This window comes from Serratia sp. HNCC26DJ206 (assembly GCF_057180605.1).
Genome location: NZ_JBXUGP010000002.1, coordinates 27,804 through 46,499, shown reverse-complemented (window position 1 = coordinate 46,499; position 18,696 = coordinate 27,804). Strand labels below are relative to the sequence as shown.

The following is an 18,696-nucleotide window of genomic DNA, read 5'->3' as shown; positions in this document are numbered from 1 at the left end:
AAGGTTTTCCTTTAAAAAAATGGACATAAGGGTTCAAACTACTTGCCGCTACCTGCGACGCTTTCCCCACCTTTAGTCAGGTAGTACGCCCCCAGAATCGGGATCATGGTCAGCACCATCACCGACAGCGCCACTACGTTAGTGATCGGCACATCACGCGGCCGACCAAGCTGGTTCAGCAACCACAGCGGTAGCGTGCGCTCATGCCCGGCGGTAAAAGTCGTGACGATGATTTCGTCGAATGACAGAGCAAACGCCAGCATGCCGCCCGCTAACAGTGCCGAGCCCAGGTTAGGCAAAATCACGTAACGGAAGGTCTGCCAACCGTCGGCCCCCAGGTCCATCGAGGCTTCGATCAGACTGTGCGAGGTTCGGCGGAAGCGGGCGATCACGTTGTTGAACACGATCACCACGCAGAAGGTGGCATGGCCGATCACAATGGTCATGATCCCCGGTTCAATATTCAGCGCCTTGAAGGCCGCCAGCAGCGCAATACCGGTGACGATCCCCGGCAAGGCGATCGGTAACAGCAGCAGCAGAGAAATACTTTCTTTACCGAAGAAATCTCGACGGTACAGCGCCGCAGCGGCCAAGGTGCCCAGCACCAGCGCAATGGCCGTCGCCAGGCAGGCGATCTGCACCGAAAGCAGCACCGCATCGATAATATCCTGCCGCCCGGCGGCCACGCTGAACCAGCGCAGCGTCAAACCCTGCGGCGGGAAGCTGAATGCCGCTTCCTCGGTGTTGAAGGCGTAGATGGCGATAATCGCCAGCGGGAAGTGCAGGAAGATCAGGCCGCCCCAGGCAGCCAATTTCAGCCCTAACGGCGCGCGTTCAGAGTGCATCGAAAGCCCCCAAGCGTTTAACAATCGAAAGATAAATCGCAATCAGCACGATCGGCACCAGGGTAAAAGCTGCCGCCATCGGCATATTGCCGATGGCCCCTTGCTGGGCGTACACCATACTGCCGATGAAATAACCCGGCGGGCCCACCAGCTGCGGCACGATAAAATCCCCCAGCGTCAGCGAGAAGGTGAAGATCGAACCGGCAGCAATCCCCGGCACCGCCAGCGGCAGGATCACATAGCGGAACGTCTGCGCCGGGCGCGCGCCCAGATCCGCAGAGGCATGTAACAGCGAAGGAGGCAAACGCTCCAAGGCAGCCTGGATCGGCAGGATCATGAACGGCAGCCAGATATAGACAAACACCAGGAACCGCGCCAGGCCGGAGGTGGACAACGTATTCCCCCCCACGCCGGGAATGCTCAGGATCCCCACCAACAACGGCTCCAACCCCATATGTTGCAGGAACCACTGCGCCACGCCGTCTTTAGCCAGCAACAGCGTCCAGGCATAGGCCTTGACGATATAGCTGGCCCACATTGGCATCATTACGGCGATATAAAAGAACGCCTTCACTTTGCCGCTGGTGTAACGCGCCATGTAATAGGCAATCGGGAACGCCAGCACCGCACTGGCCAGCGACACCAGCACCGCCATGGTGAGCGTGCGCACGATGATGTCGTAATTGGCCGGGTTGAACAGCGCACGCAGGTTGGCGAAGGTCAGATCCGGCGTCACCGTCATGGTGAAATCGTCGAAGGTGTAAAACCCTTGCCATAGCAGCGTCAGCAGTGATCCCAGATACACCGCGCCAAACCACAATAATGGCGGCACCAGCAACAACAGCAGATACAGCGTCGGCTTGCGGTACAGGTAGGTGGAGAGCGCGCGGATTTTGCCACCCTGTGAAACTGGATTCTCGATACTCATCTCCATCTCACCTCTCCTCCAGCAGCGGCACCATCGCCTCACGCGCCCAGCAGGCGGTCACCGGCTGGCCGATCAGGCGCTGCTGTTCAGCCGCCTGCCACTGTGGGTTGGCCTGGCTGACCAGCAATTTCTCACCGCTGTTCAGGGCGACTTCATAACGGGTAGCCGCGCCCTGATAATGGATATCCTGCAATGTGCCCTGAACCTGAATTTCCCCCTGCGCAGCCGTGCTGTGATCCAGCAAGCGAATATGTTCCGGGCGAATCGAGAAGGTAGCGCTCTGCCCCAGCAGACGTTGCGCCAGTTCGCTGCGCACCACGTTGGAGGTGCCGACAAATTCGGCGACAAACGGCGTTCTTGGCCGCATATACAACTCACGCGGTGAGTCCACCTGTTCAATACGGCCGTTGTTGAATACCGCAACGCGATCAGACATCGACAGCGCTTCGCTTTGATCGTGAGTGACAAAAATAAAGGTGATGCCCAGTTGGCGTTGCAGCTTTTTCAGTTCGCCCTGCATCTGCTCGCGCAGTTTCAGATCCAACGCCCCTAAGGGTTCATCCAGCAGCAACACGCGCGGGCGATTGACCAGCGCTCGCGCCAGTGCCACACGCTGGCGTTGGCCGCCGGAAAGATGCGCTGGCTTGCGTTCGGCGGCAAACCCCAGCGCGACGCTTTCCAGCGCCTGCTGTGCCCGCGCCAGCCGCTCACGCTTGGCTACGCCTTTCACCATCAGCCCATAGGCCACGTTTTCCAGCACCGACATATGCGGGAACAGCGCGTAATCCTGAAATACGGTATTCACATCGCGCTGGTACGGCGGCAGGTTGGCGGCCTCTTGCCCGTGAATGCGAATCGAGCCAGAACTGAGTTGCTCAAAACCGGCGATCAGCCGCAGGCAGGTGGTTTTACCCGAACCGGAAGGCCCAAGCATGGAGAAAAACTCTCCATCCTGAATGTCGACAGAAACCCGGTCAACGGCACGAACATCGCCGAAAATGCGCGAAACGTCGATAAACTGTACGGCAATGGTCATGATGCACGCTCCACGTTGATACTCCTAGCTCATTAAAGTTGATTCAGTAGGCGTAGCGAGCGTAGGCAGGTTGGGTGCGGACAGCGCGCAGGCCCCGGAGCGTACACGTAGTACGTGAGGAGGCCGAGCACTGCCCAATCCCAAGATGCCAAGCGCAGTAGCCTAATGAGTTAACTTTTATCTGCCGCCCATAATGGCGATATAGTCCTGCGTCCAACGGCTGTAGGGGACAAACTTGCCACCCTCTGATTGCGGTGTTTTCCAGAAAGCGATCTTGTCGAACTGGTTGAAGCCGTTGGTTTCGCAGCCTTTGTCACCGAGCAGGGTGCTGGCTTTACAGCCTGCCGGCACCGCTGGCAGTGAACCGAACCAGGCGGCAACATCCCCCTGCACTTTTGGCTCCAGCGACCAGTTCATCCACTGATAGGCACAGCTTGGGTGCTTGGCCTCTGCGTGCAGCATAGTGGTATCCGCCCAACCGGTGACGCCCTCTTTCGGGAAAACGGTAGCAATCGGCTGGCCTTCACCTTTCAAAGCATTAGCCTGATACGGCCAAGCGCCAGAGGCCACAACCCCTTCGTTCTTGAAATCGCTCATCTGTACCGAGGTATCGTGCCAATAACGGTGGATCAGCGCGTGCTGGCTACGTAACAGCGTGAGTACCGCCTGATACTGTTCTTCGTTTAATTGGTAGGGATCGGTGATGCCTAACTGCGGCTGGGTCGCTTTCAGGAATAGCGCCGCATCGGCGATATAAATCGGGCCATCATAGGCCTGCACCCGGCCCTGGTTGGTTTTGCCATCGGGCAGATTTTGCTGCTGGAAGACCACCGCCCAACTGTCTGGCGGCGTCGGGAAGGTTTTGCTGTTGTACATCAGCAGGTTTGGCCCCCACTGATAAGGCGTGCCATAAGTTTTGCCCGCCACGGTATACCAAGGCCCGTTCAGCAGACGTGGGTCGATATTCTTCCAGTTAGGGATCAAAGCAGGATTGATCGGCTGCACACGTTTGCCGTAGATCAGACGCAATGACGCATCGCCGGAGGCGGTCACCAGATCATAGCCGCCCTTGGCCATCAGGCTGACCATCTCATCGGAGGTGGCGGCGGTTTTCACGTTCACCGCACAGCCGGTTTGTTTCTCGAACTGGGTTACCCAATCGTAATTTTTGTCCGACTGGCCGCGTTCGATATAACCGGGCCAGGCAATGATATCCAGCCGCCCTTCGCCTTTGCCAAGCGGCTGATCGGCGGCCTGCGCCATGCCGCAAACAACGGTGATACAGAGCGCGGAAAGTGTGGTGACTGCGGTTGTTTTTCCCATCGTAATTACCCCTGTGTTGCGTATCTGAATGTGGCTGATTTTTATAATGTGACTGGCTAGAAAGTGGATTTGAATTTCGCCATCACATGCCTGACAACGCTGTAATCCTGTAATGAATCGCTGGAGAGATCCTTACCGTAGCCGGAGCGCTTCAGGCCGCCATGGGGCATCTCGCTCGCCAGGGTAAAGTGGGTGTTGATCCAGGTGCTGCCGTACTGCAAATGCGCGGCGATGTGCAGCGCGCGATCGATGTTCTGCGTCCAGACCGAAGAAGCCAGACCGTATTCGGAGTCGTTTGCCCAGCTCACCGCCTGCTCCAGCGTGTCGAAGCGCGTTACGCTGACCACCGGGCCAAATACTTCACGCTGGACGATTTCGTCGGTTTGCAGGCAACCCGCCAGTAAGGTGGGTTGATAGTAGAAACCGGGGCCGGAATGGGCTGCTGCACCGGTAATCAGTTCGATATGCGGCTGGCTGAGAGCGCGTTCGACAAAGCTGGCCACGCGATCGCGCTGGCGGCTGCTGATCAGCGGGCCGATCTCGTTGTCTTCATCGCGCTTGCGGGCGAAACGCAGGTTGGCGACCGCTTCGCCCAAGGCATCGACCAGTTTCTGGTAAATACCCGCCTGCGCATAGATCCGGCAGGCAGCGGTGCAATCTTGCCCGGCGTTGTAATAGCCAAAGGTGCGGATGCTGCTGACAACCTCGTCCAGATCGGCATCATCGCAGACGATCACCGGGGCTTTACCGCCCAATTCCAGATGAGTGCGTTTCACGTTTTTTGCCGCAGCCTGCATGATCTTTTGCCCGGTGACGATATCGCCGGTGACGGAAACCAGCCGCACCTGCGGATGCCCCACCAGATGACTTCCCACCCCTTCACCACCGCCATAAACAATGTTCAGCACGCCCGGCGGCAGGATCTCCTGCAAGGCAGGCACCAACGCCAATATCGTCAGCGGCGTATGTTCGGAAGGTTTGAATACCACGGTATTACCTGCGGCCAGCGCCGGAGCAATCTTCCAGGCCGCCATCATCAGCGGGTAATTCCAGGGTGCGATAGAAGCCACCACCCCAAGCGGATCGCGGCGGATCATTGAGGTGTGGCCTGCAATATATTCACCGGCCAGTTGCCCTTGCTGAGTACGTACCGCCCCGGCGAAGAAGCGGAATACGTCGACAGCCGCGGGCAGATCGTCCTTCAACGCCTGATGGAAGGGTTTACCGCAGTTGAGCGCTTCGAGCCGTGCCAAGCGTTCAGCCTGCTGCTCAATGGCATCGGCGATACGCAGCAAGATAGCCGCGCGAAAAGCGGGCGTGGTGCGTGACCAGTGGGAAAAAGCCTGCTGCGCAGCGGCAACAGCATTATTAACCTGGGTAACCGAAGCCTCGGCGATAGAAACCAGCGTTTCGCCGTTGGCAGGATTAACAATCTGCTCATAATGGCCTTCGCCTTCCACCGACTGGCCATTAATGAACTGCTGACAGGACAAACCTGAAACGAGGTGTACATCTGCCATTACGGATCGCCTTGTGACAAAAACGTTAATCAAATGTGATTATTTGGTTTTATCAGCCTAGGCGAGCACGCTGCGGACAACAAATACTAAATACCGAAGGCAGCGTTCGACTAAATCGAATGCTTTAGGCCAGCCACATTCATCTTGCTGTTCTCACGCGCAATGGTGAGGAACGGCGTTACCAATTCCGGCCGGGCGCTGCCCCGCCGCCATGCCAGGCCGATATCCAATGGCTCCAGCAGATCCACCAGTTTGCGCGCCTCGATCATATTGCCCTCCAGCGACCAGGCGCGATAAGCCATATCCGGCAGAATGGCAATCCCCATTCCTGCCGCCACCAGGCTGCGCACCGCTTCGGTGGAGGCAGTCTTCATCGCAATCTCTGGTTTAAGGCCCGCACGCCCCCAAATCCGCCGGGCATGCACATCCATTTCATCCACGTTCAGCTGGATCAGCGGCTGTTTTGCCACGTCGGCTAAACCGATGCTTTCGTGCTCCAGCAACGGATGCAGCGGCGGCAGCCATAGGCGATACGGCGAATGCATCAGCACTTCGGTTTGCAATGCATCACGGTCTTCGATGTTAGACAGGATCAGCACCCCGATATCTATCTCACCGCTCACCAGCAAGTGTTCGATATAGGGCCGCTCGTCCTCAATTACCTGGATCGTCACGTTGGGATAGGCTGATTTAAAACGCTTGAGCAATTCCACCAGAAAATAGCCCGCCACCAGGCTGGTAACGCCGATGGTCAGCTTGCCGGTCAGGCTTTCGGTGCCCAGTTGCAGGCTGCGCTTGGCATTATCAACCGTGGCGAGGATCAGATAGGACTGGCGCAGAAACTGATGGCCTTGATGCGTGAGGTTCATCCCTTTGGCGTGGCGCTCGAACAGCCGGACGCCAATCTCGGTTTCCAATTGCTGGATCGCCAAGGTTAACGAAGATTGTGAGACAAACACCGCCTGCGCGGCAGCAGAGATTGAGCCAGTTTCTGCCACAGCAATAAAATGGCGGATTTGGCGTAACGTCATCATGGCAAAGAAACCTCGGTCAAAACGGTTGTTTTGAGTGTAGGTGCTTACCAGAGAGCTATCGGGAAAAGTGTGCAAAACGCGATGGCGTTCGCTTTTTTAGCATGATAGATAGATCCATAGATAGGCCCAAAATACCGGCACATCTGCATCAGTTTTAACTTATAATGTGTTCTGGTGACTGGATATACTGATGGGATAGTGATGAATAGTGCTAAAAAAACGGTGGTATCTTATATCAAACCTTCCCGTGAACAGATTGTTCGTTCTGTGGTGACTTCCACAGCCATCGAAACAGGTCAATCATCGGATAAAATTGAAGCCTCTCTCAAAATTCAACGTGAAAAATTTGCTCATCTTCGCCTGGGGATTTAATCATTTTCTAGCGCTCTGCTGACCCAATACTTCATCGGTTCATAGTCCATGCCCATTCCTGCATGAATGGCTGATATGTAATGAGTTTTGTTTTGCTCCCAACTTTGGTAATCCAAAGGTTTGAATCCTCCTTGAACAGCCATTACATCAGCTAGAAGCCGTGATAAACGCCCATTACCTTCTCTGAACGGGTGGATCAGTATCAACTCTACGTGGATAACCGCAATTGCCTCTATAACTCCTTCTTTGTTCATTCCTGAGCATGGCGTATATCTAGCGAGATACTTTGTTTCGAATTCACTCAATAGCTTTGGCAACTGTGTAGAAGGCGCAAACATAAAGCCACCTTTACTGATATTCACTGTTCGCTCTTGTCCAGCCCATTTATAGATATTTGCCAGCCAGCGGCGGTGCCAATCTTTTATCATTGAAAAAGTGATTGGCCCCTGAGGAAATTGCTCTTCAAAAACAGCTTGATAAAGCTTCTCCAACAGGACCAATTCAGCGCCATCGATTTCATCAAGGGTAGAAATCCCCAGCCTATTTGACAAGACTTGCTCAGCAGAGTCTTCAGCATACTTTCCTTCACTGCTTGAAACGTCGTATCTGCTCATTGGAGTTCCGATTTGCGATTGCGACCATCGAGGGTAAGAACGGATAATGTTCATCAGGCCAGAATCAATAAAGGCGCAGCAATGCTACGCCCCTATGGCATCAGTCTACTCAAGACCGAACAGATCAAATCGCTTCTTCGTCTTGCTCGCCGGTACGAATACGCACCACTCGCGCTACGTCGAAGACAAAGATCTTACCGTCACCGATTTTGCCGGTCTGTGCGGTTTGCATAATGGTTTCTACGCAGGTATCCACGATATCGTCAGCCACGACGATTTCGATTTTGACCTTCGGCAGGAAGTCGACCATATATTCTGCACCCCGGTACAGCTCGGTATGGCCTTTCTGACGGCCAAAGCCTTTAACTTCAGTGACAGTCATCCCGGTGATCCCAACTTCAGCCAGCGCTTCACGCACGTCATCCAGTTTGAACGGTTTGATAATAGCGTCGATTTTTTTCATCTTTATTCCTTAATTACCAATTTTTACGGCCAAAACCGGAGGTGATCGGGTAGCGGCGGTCTTTACCAAAACTACGGGCGGTAATGCGCGGCCCAACGGCAGCCTGACGGCGCTTGTATTCGTTGATATCCACCAGGCGAATCACCTTACGCACGATGGCCTCTTCAAAACCTTCGGCCACCAGATCGGCGACGGATTTATCGCGCTCAACGTAGCCTTCCAGAATGGCATCCAGAATGTCGTACGGCGGCAGGCTGTCCTGATCGAGCTGATCCGGGGCCAATTCGGCAGACGGTGGACGATCGATCACCCGCTGCGGGATCACGTAAGAGACGGTATTACGGTACTCAGACAGTTTAAACACCAGCGTTTTTGGGACGTCTTTCAACACGTCAAAGCCACCCGCCATATCACCATACAGCGTGGCATAACCCACAGCCATCTCGCTTTTGTTACCCGTGGTTAACACGATGCTGCGGCGTTTGTTAGACAATGCCATCAGCACCACACCACGGCAGCGCGCCTGTAGGTTTTCTTCGGTGGTGTCGCGCTCGGTGCCAACAAACATCGGTGACAACTGGCCCATAAAGGCATCAAACATCGGCTCAATAGAAACAATATCAAACTCGATGCCGAGGATTTCGGCTTCTTCTTTAGCATCGGCAATGCTGATATCCGCCGTGTAGCGGAACGGCATCATTAACGCCTGAACTTTGTCTTTACCCAATGCATCAACGGCAATCGCCAGCGTCAACGCCGAGTCGATACCGCCGGACAGGCCCAGCACCGCGCCTTTGAAACCATTTTTGGTCACATAGTCGCGTACCGCCAGCACCAGTGCTTCATACACCTGCGCCAACTGCGGCAGCTCCGCCGCCGGGGCGGTCATCGGTACCACTTGCAGCCCGTTGAATTCTAACTGCGTGACCTGCTCAGCAAACGCCGCTAGGCGATGGGTCATATTGCCTGCGGCATCAAACACTTTTGAGCAGCCATCAAAAATCAGCTCATCCTGCCCGCCGATCTGATTGAGATACACCAATGGCAGGCCCGTACGCTGGCAGTGGCCCGCCATCAGGGTTTTACGGATATAAGGTTTTTCACGGTTATACGGCGAGGCATTGATCGACAGCAGAATTTCCGCCCCAGCCGCTTTTGCCGCATCCACCGGTTCCGGGAACCACAGATCTTCACAAATCAACAGCCCCAGACGATAGCCTTTCAGATCCACCACGCAGCTTTTATCTCCTGCATGGAAGTAGCGTTTTTCGTCGAACACACCGTAGTTCGGCAGTTGCTGTTTGAAGTAACGCGCCAGCAACTGCCCCGCGGAAAACAGCGACAGGGCGTTATACAGTTTATCGCCTTCACGCCACGGGTGGCCTACCAGGATCGCCACATGGGCCGATGCCTGTTGCAAGCGGCTCAACTGGGTATCACAGCGCTGATAAAAATCGTCACGGTACAGCAGGTCTTCCGGCGGATACCCCGACAGTGCCAGTTCGGTGAACATGACCAGATCGGCTCCCGCCTTCTGCTGCTCTTGCACGGTTTGCAACATGCGTTCCGTGTTGCCTTCAATATCGCCCACCAGCAAATTCAGCTGGGCCAACGCAATGGAAAGTGATCTGCTCATATCTCTCTAGTCTGCCATGCCACAACAAAGGAAAAGGAGTTTCAGACTGCTGACAAAACCCGTTGTTAGGGAGAGCGTGCCGATGGGGTCGTAGCGGCGTAAGCCGCCGGAGCGCCCCTCGGTACGCTAGGCCCGGGTATCTCGGGCTCAAAAACTCTTTGTCATTAACCTCAAACGGAGTTTATACCCTTCCGGCTTGTTTGTTGAGAACCTGCACTAGGCAGGTTGATGAAAGAAAACATCATTCTTTGAAATCGTTGGCGTCCAGTTCGTGGCGCGACAACAATTTATAGAACTCAGTACGGTTACGGCCCGCCATGCGCGCGGCCTGGGTGACGTTACCCTTGGTGATCTGCAACAGCTTACGTAAATAGTGTAATTCAAACTGGTTACGTGCCTCGACAAAGGTCGGCAACGCGGTGTTTTCCCCTTCCAGGGCCTGCTCTACCAGCGCTTCGCTGATCACCGGAGCCGTGGTCAGCGCCACGCACTGCTCGATCACGTTCACCAACTGGCGCACATTGCCCGGCCAACTGGCGGTCATCAGGCGTTTCATCGCATCGGAGGAGAAGCTACGCACAAAAGGCTTATGGCGCAGAGCCGACTCGCGCAGCAAATGATTGGCCAGCAGCGGGATATCTTCCGCCCGCTCATTCAGCGCCGGGATCTTCAGGTTGACAACGTTCAGGCGGTAGTAGAGATCTTCGCGGAACTCGTTTTTCGCCATCGCCTTGGGTAAATCACGGTGGGTCGCGGAAATGATACGCACGTCGATGTCCAGATCGCGGTTGCTGCCCAGCGGGCGCACCTTGCGCTCCTGCAGAACGCGCAACAGCTTCACCTGTAGCGAAAGCGGCATATCACCAATCTCGTCCAGGAACAGCGTCCCACCTGCTGCGGCCTGGAACAACCCCTCACGGCTGCTCACCGCACCGGTAAATGCGCCTTTGGCGTGCCCAAACAGCTCGGACTCCAGCAGTTGCTCGGGCAACGCACCGCAGTTAATGGCAATAAAGGCCTTTTTCGCTCGCGGGCTGGCACCGTGAATCGCCTGCGCCAGCACTTCCTTACCGGTACCACTCTGGCCGTTGATCAGCACGCTGACGTCCGACTGCGCCACCATCTTGGCCTGCTCCAGCAGGCGCAGCATGATTGGGCTGCGGGTCACAAAGTCTTCACGCCAGCTTTCATCACCGGCCGGTATCGACAACGACAGCGCATCATCGATAGCTTTATACAGTGCATCGCGATCGACCGGCTTGGTCAGGAAACTGAATACCCCTTGCTGGGTGGCAGCAACCGCATCCGGGATCGAACCGTGAGCGGTAAGAATGATCACCGGCATACCCGGCTGATACTTCTGGATTTCAGCGAACAGCGCCATGCCGTCCATTTCATCCATCCGTAAATCGCTGATGACCAGGTCGATCTTTTCACGTGCCAGCAGGCGCAGGGCCTCTTGACCGCTTGCGGCAGTAGTAACGTGAAAACCCTCGCTTGTCAGGCGCATCCCCAGCAACTTGAGCAGGCTGGGATCGTCGTCAACCAACAGAAGATTGGCCGGTTTGCGAGCTGTCATTGCGCTTAAGGTTCCTTATGAACAGGTGGCGGTGCGTCGGTTTCTTCCGGTTCTACTGGCACAGCAGTCCCTTTTTCTACCTCAGGCTCAGCCTCTTTGGCTTTAGCTTTGGCCGGCACTGGCGCTGTCGCCGCCCCCTTGCTGGCAGCATCCGCTTTTGGCTGTGCTGCGCTGTTTTCCGGGATTTCACCCTGCATTTGCTTACGCGAAGAGAGCTGGCGTTCGATATCGGTCAGATTCTCCAGCTTGCGTGACGTTTCCTGCAATTGGTTCTGCAAATGAGCCTGGTTTTGGCGAAGCAAGTCTATCTGGTTGTCTGAGCTTTCCTGCAGGTGCTGATAGCGAGCCCGCTCGTCAAACAGTGAGACCTGCAAGGCCTGCTGCTGGCGCCATAGCTGCAACAGTGGGCGTAATGAGTTTGGAAAATCAAGACGATAACTGTTCAGGCGCTCGATAATCTGGCGGCGTTCAGCCGAGGTCGGTTCAGCGCTACCCAGCAGAATGCTTTGTTTGAAAACGCCTTGCCAGTTGCTGCCCGGCAGGGTTTTTACCAATGCACGAGCCTGAGTGGAACCGATACGCTCGGCACAATCCATCACTCGCAGCCAGTAGAGAGGGTTTTCCAACACCTCTTTTTCATCAAGCGGCAGCAGGGTTTCACAAGGTGCAATGCGGTAATCCACGACTTTAATGTCTGGAATGGACTCCTGCTGCTGCTGGGCCAAATCAGTACTGGCGGCACGTTCAACACAACCGGTCAGCAGAAACGGGGCCAAAAGCATCGGGCCCAGAAAAGAGAGTGGGCGCTTGCCGAGCGGTGCACGTTGAGAAACACGTGGTGAACCTTCGGTCTGCGGTAAAGAGGCGCGTTTAGACCATGTGTACATTATTTATTCATTCTCGGCGGTTAATGGCAATTCAATTCGGAAACAGACATCAGCGTCAGCGACGTTGACCAGTTTCAGCTCTCCGCGCATACGGCGGATACAGTCCTGAGCAATGCTCAGCCCCAGCCCGCTTCCTTTTACCGCCCCTTTTCGCTGGTGACTACCTTGGAAAAAAGGCTCAAATATCATGGTATGTTCCGTTTCGGGGATCGGCGTACCGCTATTAGCGACGTCAATCTGCACCCGTTGACCAACTTGGCGACTGCGGATCCAAATGTTACCGGATTCCTCGCCGTAGTGCACCGCATTGGAGTAGAGATTATCCAGTACGCGCATTAATAGCGTAGGTTGTGCCCAGCAGATTTCCGCATCAAGCTTCACCTCGGTGCGAATCATTTTAGCCCGAGCAGGCAAACTGTGGGCAGCGACGACCATATCGACCAATTCTTCCAGCTCGACATTCTCATGTTCTGACGGGCCATCGGCCAGTTTGCGGTTGTAATCCAGCAATTGCTCAATCAGTTGTTGCAGGTGGCGGCTGCTTTGATCGAGGATCGCCACCACTTCTTTTTGATCGGGGGTCAGCGGGCCCGCCACTTCATCCGCCAGCAGTTCGGTCCCTTCCCGCATACTGGCCAGCGGCGTTTTCAGCTCATGGGAAATATGGCGTAGGAACTCATGCCGCTGCGACTCCAGCCATGCCAGGCGCTCACTCAGCCAGATAATCCGTTGCGCTAGCGATCGCAGTTCACGCGGGCCCTTGAACGAGGCAGTCATACCGATTGGCCGCCCTTCTCCCAAACGGTTAATCATACGCTCAACCGCCTTGACCGGCCCGATAATCATGCGGGTAAACAGCACCACCAGTATCACGCTAACCAGAAACAGCAACAGCGCCTGCCAGCCGAAAAATTGACCGCGTTCGGCGATCGCCTGTTGCAACTGCTGACCACGGGAAAAGATCACGCTGCGCGTGGCCTGAACCATTTCTGCGTTGGAACGCGAGAACGACTCCAGCAACAGCGAAGAATCCTTATCGGGGCCGCTGCTCTGGCATTTGATGGTGGCAAGCTGAGTGAGCAGATCGCGCAGTGTCTGGTAGTAACGCTCATCTGGCAGGATCGGCGCATGGGAGTCCAGCATCTGTGAATATTGTTTGCGCTGATTCTGGTAAAGCCGCTCCAGCGTAGGATCGACCAGCACGCAGTACTGGCGATAGCTGCGCTCCATTTCCAGCGCCATGCTGGTCATTGCTTCACTGCGCCTGGCATCCACCAGCGTGGTGCGGTTGATATCTGCCGCCTGCGCACTGAGATGATCCAGGCTCTGGTAGGCTTGATAAGCCAGTACCAGCAACGGTAACAGCACCAATAGAAACGCCATCAGCACCAATTGACGCAGCGAGCGTGGGAATAAACGCCATCTTTTCAAAGAAATCATCTCATTATCTCTAGTCTGCCTTGATGCTAACTGACTCGACGGGGAGAAAAAAGCCCGATGAAGGAGAATCCGCGATCTGGCACGCAAAGAGGGTCGTTTAGCGCACAAGAAAGCCTGTTCTCGCGTTGAATACCGGAAAGCAGAATGGAAAAGAGATTGAGGTGTTTTGCCAGAAGGAGTAAGACAATATAACAACAGCGCGAATGCGGTTTTGATATTGACGCTGGGGCAAAAATGCCCCATCGCAATAAGATGTGTGGATGCCCTTACACCTCGTCCCCAGGGTGATGTAGCACAAGGCTGGCATCGAATAGGACGAATAGCATCCTTAAGTATCCGGAATTGATGAACACATCATCACAGTTGGATACAAGGCGGTGCCTCACTCAACGTGTCGTCCGATGCTTGATAAAGCCGCTTACGCGTCTGTTATCGGTTTAGTTGGACGATAGGCACCATTTCTTTGGCATCATTCGGAGGCTTATGAGGCAGAATTCCGTCTAAATACGGGGCCGTCATAAAAAGTTGAATGAGCAACTGAATGATATAATGCACTACTCGTGCCAAGTTTTAAATTAATTTATTAATTAATTGATTTTATTGATTAATTTATTTTAAACCCATTTAAACCTACCAATCTGGGTTATACCTTATGAGTTATAATCCATCGTACCGTCGCCAAATACCGACAACTTATCCCTGTAAAATTACTCATCAATAAAATCAACACGTTATATGTCTCTTTTTAGAGACACCCAAGATGACGTTTGTCGCAAAAAACCGACACCACCCGTAACCCATTAAAATATAAGACAATAAAAAGGGCGCAATATTTTGCGCCCCAGCCAATTAAGCCTCAAGCGAACAGAGTCAATCAGCCCAGTTGTTTACGCGCGTTGCGGAACATGCGCATCCATGGGCTATCTTCCCCCCACCCTTCCGGGTGCCAGGAGTTGCTGACAGTGCGGAATACTCGTTCTGGGTGCGGCATCATAACGGTGGCGCGTCCATCGTTGCTGGTCACTGCGGTGATGCCGTTCGGTGAACCGTTCGGGTTCGCCGGGTAAGCCTCGGTCACCTGACCGGCATTATCCACAAAGCGCAGAGCCACCAGGCCATGATGTTCCAGCGCCGCCAGATGTGCCGCGTCGCGCACTTCCACATGGCCTTCGCCATGAGAAACCGCGATCGGCATACGTGAACCGGCCATTCCCTGCATAAACAGCGATGGACCGGCAGCCACTTCTACCAGGCTGAAACGGGCTTCAAAGCGATCCGACAGGTTACGCACAAAGCGCGGCCAGTGCTCAGCCCCTGGGATCAGTTCACGCAGGTTGGACATCATCTGGCAACCGTTGCAAACACCCAATGCCAAGGTTTGTGGCCGATGGAAGAACTCGGCAAACTCATCGCGTACGCGATCGTTGAACAGAATCGATTTCGCCCAACCTTCACCGGCGCCCAGCACGTCACCGTACGAGAAACCACCGCAGGCAACCAGCGTGTGGAACTCCCGCAGATCGCGACGCCCTGCCAGTAGATCGCTCATATGCACATCAACCGCGTCGAAACCGGCCCGGTGGAACGCAGCCGCCATCTCAACGTGGGAGTTGACGCCCTGTTCACGCAACACCGCCACTTTCGGACGTGCGCCCTTGGCAATGTAAGGAGCAGCAATGTCTTCATCCGGTGCGAAGGTCAGCTTAACGTTCAGACCCGGATCGCGATCGTCCTGCTTGGCCTGATGTTCCTGATCGGCACACTCTGGGTTATCACGCAGGCGCTGCATCTGCCAGGTGGTTTCAGCCCACCAGGTGCGCAGCGTATTGCGGCTTTCGCTATACACCGGTTTGCCTGCGCAGGCGATCTCAAAGCGATCGCCGCTCTGCGCGCTGCCAATAAGATGTACGTTGTCGGTCAAGCCCTGCTCGGCAAACACCTGCTGCACGGCGGCCAACTGCGCGGTACTAACCTGAATGACTGCGCCGAGTTCTTCGTTGAACAGGGCAGCCAGCACGTCATCACCCAACGCCTGGATATCAACATTCACACCGCAGTGCCCAGCAAAGGCCATTTCTGCCAGCGTAATCAGCAGGCCACCGTCGGAACGATCGTGATAAGCCAGCAGTGCGCGATCTGCCACCAGTCGCTGCATCGCATTGAAGAAACCGGCCAATTGCTCAACGTTGCGTACATCGGCAGGTTTGTCACCCAGTTGGCGATAAACCTGTGCCAATGCCGTCGCCCCCAACGCGTTGTGACCATTACCCAAGTCGATCAGCAACAGCGCGGTATCGCCTTTATCCGTACGCAGTTGCGGCGTCACGGTGTGGCGCACATCTTCAACACGGGCAAACGCGGTGATCACCAGCGAAAGCGGTGAGGTCATCTCGCGTTGTTCATTACCTTCCTGCCAGCGGGTTTTCATCGACATCGAATCTTTACCCACCGGAATGGTGATGCCTAACGCCGGGCAAAGCTCTTCACCCACGGCTTTTACCGCTGCATACAGGCCAGCATCTTCACCCGGGTGACCCGCTGCCGCCATCCAGTTGGCAGAAAGCTTCACGCGCTTCAGCGAACCGATTTCGGTCGCCGCCAGGTTGGTTAGCGCTTCCCCCACGGCCAAACGGGCTGAGGCGGCAAAATCCAGCAATGCCACTGGCGCACGTTCGCCAATCGACATCGCTTCACCGTAGTAACTGTCCAGGCTGGCGGTAGTGACCGCACAGTCGGCCACCGGGATCTGCCATGGGCCAACCATCTGATCGCGCGCCACCATACCGGTTACGGTGCGGTCGCCAATGGTGATCAGGAAGGTTTTCTCCGCCACGGCGGGCAGATGCAGCACGCGTTTCACCGCCTCGGCAAGGGTGATCTCTGCGCGTTGCAGAGCTTCACCTTGCGCCTGCTGGCGCTGAACGTCGCGCGTCATTTTTGGCGTTTTACCCAGCAACACGTCCAGTGGCATATCAATCGGCTGATTGTCGAAGTGACGATCGTTGAGCGTCAGGTGCAACTCTTCTGTGGCTTCACCAATCACCGCATAGGGCGCACGCTCGCGGCGGCAAATGGCATCGAACTGCGCCATCTGTTCAGGAGCCACCGCCAGCACATAACGCTCCTGCGATTCGTTACACCACACTTCGAGCGGGCTCATGCCCGGTTCATCATTGAGGATGTCACGCAGTTCAAAACGGCCACCGCGACCACCGTCGCTCACCAGCTCTGGCATCGCATTCGACAAACCACCGGCACCCACATCGTGGATAAACAGGATCGGGTTGTGATCGCCCAACTGCCAGCAGCGATCGATCACTTCCTGGCAACGGCGTTCCATTTCCGGGTTGTCACGTTGTACCGAAGCAAAGTCCAGATCGGCATCAGACTGACCAGATGCCATAGAAGAGGCTGCACCGCCGCCTAAACCGATATTCATCGCCGGGCCACCCAACACCACCAGTTTGGCACCCACGGTGATTTCGCCCTTCTGCACGTGATCGGCACGGATGTTACCCAGACCGCCCGCCAGCATGATCGGCTTGTGGTAACCGCGCAGTTCAACACCGTTGTGGCTATTGACGCGTTCTTCATAAGTACGGAAGTAACCCACCAGCGCCGGGCGACCAAATTCGTTATTGAACGCAGCGCCCCCCAATGGGCCGTCGGTCATGATATCCAGCGCGGTGACGATGCGATCCGGCTTACCAAAATCCTGCTCCCATGGCTGTTCAAAACCAGGGATACGCAGGTTGGAAACCGAGAAGCCCACCAGACCGGCTTTCGGCTTCGCGCCGCGGCCGGTAGCCCCTTCATCACGGATCTCGCCACCGGAACCGGTAGCGGCACCCGGCCACGGCGAGATCGCCGTCGGGTGGTTATGAGTTTCTACTTTCATCAGGATATGTGCCTCTTCCTGATGATAGTCATAGAGGCCGTTTTCCGGCGCAGCAAAGAAGCGGCCCACCTGCGAACCTTCCATCACGGCGGCGTTGTCTTTATAGGCTGAAAGCACGTAGTCCGGCGTCTGTTCGAAGGTGTTTTTGATCATTTTGAAGAGCGATTTAGGTTGCTGCTCGCCGTCGATGATCCAATCGGCGTTGAAAATCTTGTGGCGGCAATGTTCGGAGTTAGCCTGCGCGAACATATACAGCTCGATATCCGTTGGGTTGCGCCCCAAACCGGTAAACGCATTCAGCAGGTAGTCAATCTCGTCCTGTGCCAGCGCCAGGCCGAGCTTCGCGTTGGCCTGCTCCAGTGCGCTGCGGCCTTGGCCCAGCATGTCGACCGTCTGATAAGGGGCGGGTTGGTGATGAGAAAACAGTTTTTCTGCCTGCTGCAACTCGCTGAAGACGGTTTCCATCATGCGATCGTGCAGCAACGCAGCCAGTGTCTGCCACTGGGTTTCATCAAGCGCAGGCGCGGTGACATAAAATGCCAAACCACGCTCAAGGCGAATCACCTGGGCCAGGCCACAGTTGTGCGCAATGTCGGTGGCTTTGGAAGACCAGGGGGAAATGGTGCCTGGACGCGGCGTGACCAGCAGCAGGCGGCCTTCCGGGGCATGTTCAGCGAGAGAGGGGCCATACTTGAGCAACCGCTGAAGCTTGGCATGTTCTTCAGCACTTAGCGGTGCGCTAACATCGGCAAAGTGGACGTATTCGGCGTAGATATCACTGACCGGGAGTTGAGCGTCCTGGCAGCGGGACAGCAGTTTGGCAATACGAAAAGCCGACAAAGCGGGCGAACCACGCAATATTTCCATAATCAAAGTTCTCTCGTCTTCGAAGCAACTGAACTTCAGTACTTCATTGGGCGCAACAGGGGAAAACGCGCGCCATTATAGAGAATCCGCGCCGCCGACGAAACCGTTTGCGTAGCTATTATTGATAAAAGCGCTTTCCGCTATCGATTTACCATAACGTGTCAATAAAGTTGCACGCTGACGTTTAGTTACGCAAAATGCCCCCAACACTGGTGATTTAACCATGATAAATCCCGTAATCCAGCTAACTGAAA

The 18,696-nt window shown here is 55.3% G+C and carries 14 protein-coding genes; 1 reads left to right on the top strand and 13 read right to left on the bottom strand.

The genetic code is table 11. The annotated features are described in order from the left end of the window. Positions 1-38 precede the first annotated feature (38 nt). The 6 genes from AC2A1E_RS01625 to AC2A1E_RS01600 form a co-directional block, all read right to left on the bottom strand. Entirely contained in the window at positions 39-845 is an 807-nt protein-coding gene (locus AC2A1E_RS01625; RefSeq protein ID WP_459401689.1) for an ABC transporter permease, read from the bottom strand. Continuing rightward, positions 835-1,773 carry an ABC transporter permease gene (locus AC2A1E_RS01620; RefSeq protein WP_484382428.1) on the bottom strand — a complete coding sequence of 313 codons (939 nt, stop codon included), beginning with the start codon at positions 1,771-1,773 and terminating at the stop codon, positions 835-837. The genes AC2A1E_RS01625 and AC2A1E_RS01620 overlap by 11 nt, the downstream gene beginning before the upstream one ends. 7 nt (positions 1,774-1,780) lie before the next feature. Continuing rightward, the gene (locus tag AC2A1E_RS01615; RefSeq protein WP_484382268.1) at positions 1,781-2,809 is read right to left on the bottom strand and encodes an ABC transporter ATP-binding protein; all 1,029 of its coding nucleotides are present in this window, start codon (positions 2,807-2,809) and stop codon (positions 1,781-1,783) included. 177 nt (positions 2,810-2,986) lie between these two features. Next, positions 2,987-4,132, bottom strand: a complete 1,146-nt coding sequence (gene ydcS, locus AC2A1E_RS01610) for a putative ABC transporter substrate-binding protein YdcS (protein ID WP_484382267.1) — start codon at positions 4,130-4,132, stop codon at positions 2,987-2,989. 56 nt (positions 4,133-4,188) lie between these two features. Then, a complete protein-coding gene (locus AC2A1E_RS01605; protein WP_484382265.1) occupies positions 4,189-5,652 on the bottom strand; it encodes a gamma-aminobutyraldehyde dehydrogenase in 1,464 nt (487 codons plus the stop codon). A 110-nt stretch (positions 5,653-5,762) separates the two neighbouring features. Next, positions 5,763-6,686, bottom strand: coding sequence for a LysR substrate-binding domain-containing protein (locus AC2A1E_RS01600; RefSeq protein WP_484382264.1), 924 nt, complete (start codon positions 6,684-6,686; stop codon positions 5,763-5,765). 201 nt (positions 6,687-6,887) lie between these two features. Between AC2A1E_RS01600 and AC2A1E_RS01595 the strand changes: the two genes are divergently transcribed. Continuing rightward, a complete protein-coding gene (locus AC2A1E_RS01595; RefSeq protein WP_473188158.1) occupies positions 6,888-7,058 on the top strand; it encodes a hypothetical protein in 171 nt (56 codons plus the stop codon). On the opposite strand, the gene AC2A1E_RS01590 is transcribed toward AC2A1E_RS01595, so the two are convergent. The 7 genes from AC2A1E_RS01590 to purL form a co-directional block, all read right to left on the bottom strand. Further along, the gene (locus AC2A1E_RS01590) at positions 7,055-7,672 is read right to left on the bottom strand and encodes a Fic/DOC family protein (RefSeq protein ID WP_484382263.1); all 618 of its coding nucleotides are present in this window, start codon (positions 7,670-7,672) and stop codon (positions 7,055-7,057) included. The genes AC2A1E_RS01595 and AC2A1E_RS01590 overlap by 4 nt on opposite strands. A gap of 124 nt (positions 7,673-7,796) precedes the next feature. Further along, positions 7,797-8,135, bottom strand: coding sequence for a nitrogen regulatory protein P-II (gene glnB, locus AC2A1E_RS01585; protein ID WP_004847623.1), 339 nt, complete (start codon positions 8,133-8,135; stop codon positions 7,797-7,799). Positions 8,136-8,148: 13 nt separating this feature from the next. Then, positions 8,149-9,771, bottom strand: coding sequence for an NAD+ synthase (locus tag AC2A1E_RS01580; protein ID WP_484382262.1), 1,623 nt, complete (start codon positions 9,769-9,771; stop codon positions 8,149-8,151). A gap of 241 nt (positions 9,772-10,012) precedes the next feature. Next, positions 10,013-11,350, bottom strand: a complete 1,338-nt coding sequence (gene glrR / locus AC2A1E_RS01575) for a two-component system response regulator GlrR (RefSeq protein WP_459401683.1) — start codon at positions 11,348-11,350, stop codon at positions 10,013-10,015. Between the two features lie 5 nt (positions 11,351-11,355). Then, positions 11,356-12,237: a two-component system QseEF-associated lipoprotein QseG gene (gene qseG / locus AC2A1E_RS01570; RefSeq protein WP_484382261.1), complete on the bottom strand. Its 882-nt coding sequence runs from the start codon at positions 12,235-12,237 to the stop codon at positions 11,356-11,358. A gap of 3 nt (positions 12,238-12,240) precedes the next feature. Then, the gene (locus AC2A1E_RS01565; RefSeq protein ID WP_459401681.1) at positions 12,241-13,677 is read right to left on the bottom strand and encodes a sensor histidine kinase; all 1,437 of its coding nucleotides are present in this window, start codon (positions 13,675-13,677) and stop codon (positions 12,241-12,243) included. Positions 13,678-14,551: 874 nt separating this feature from the next. Next, positions 14,552-18,445: a phosphoribosylformylglycinamidine synthase gene (purL, locus tag AC2A1E_RS01560; protein WP_484382427.1), complete on the bottom strand. Its 3,894-nt coding sequence runs from the start codon at positions 18,443-18,445 to the stop codon at positions 14,552-14,554. Positions 18,446-18,696 lie beyond the last annotated feature (251 nt).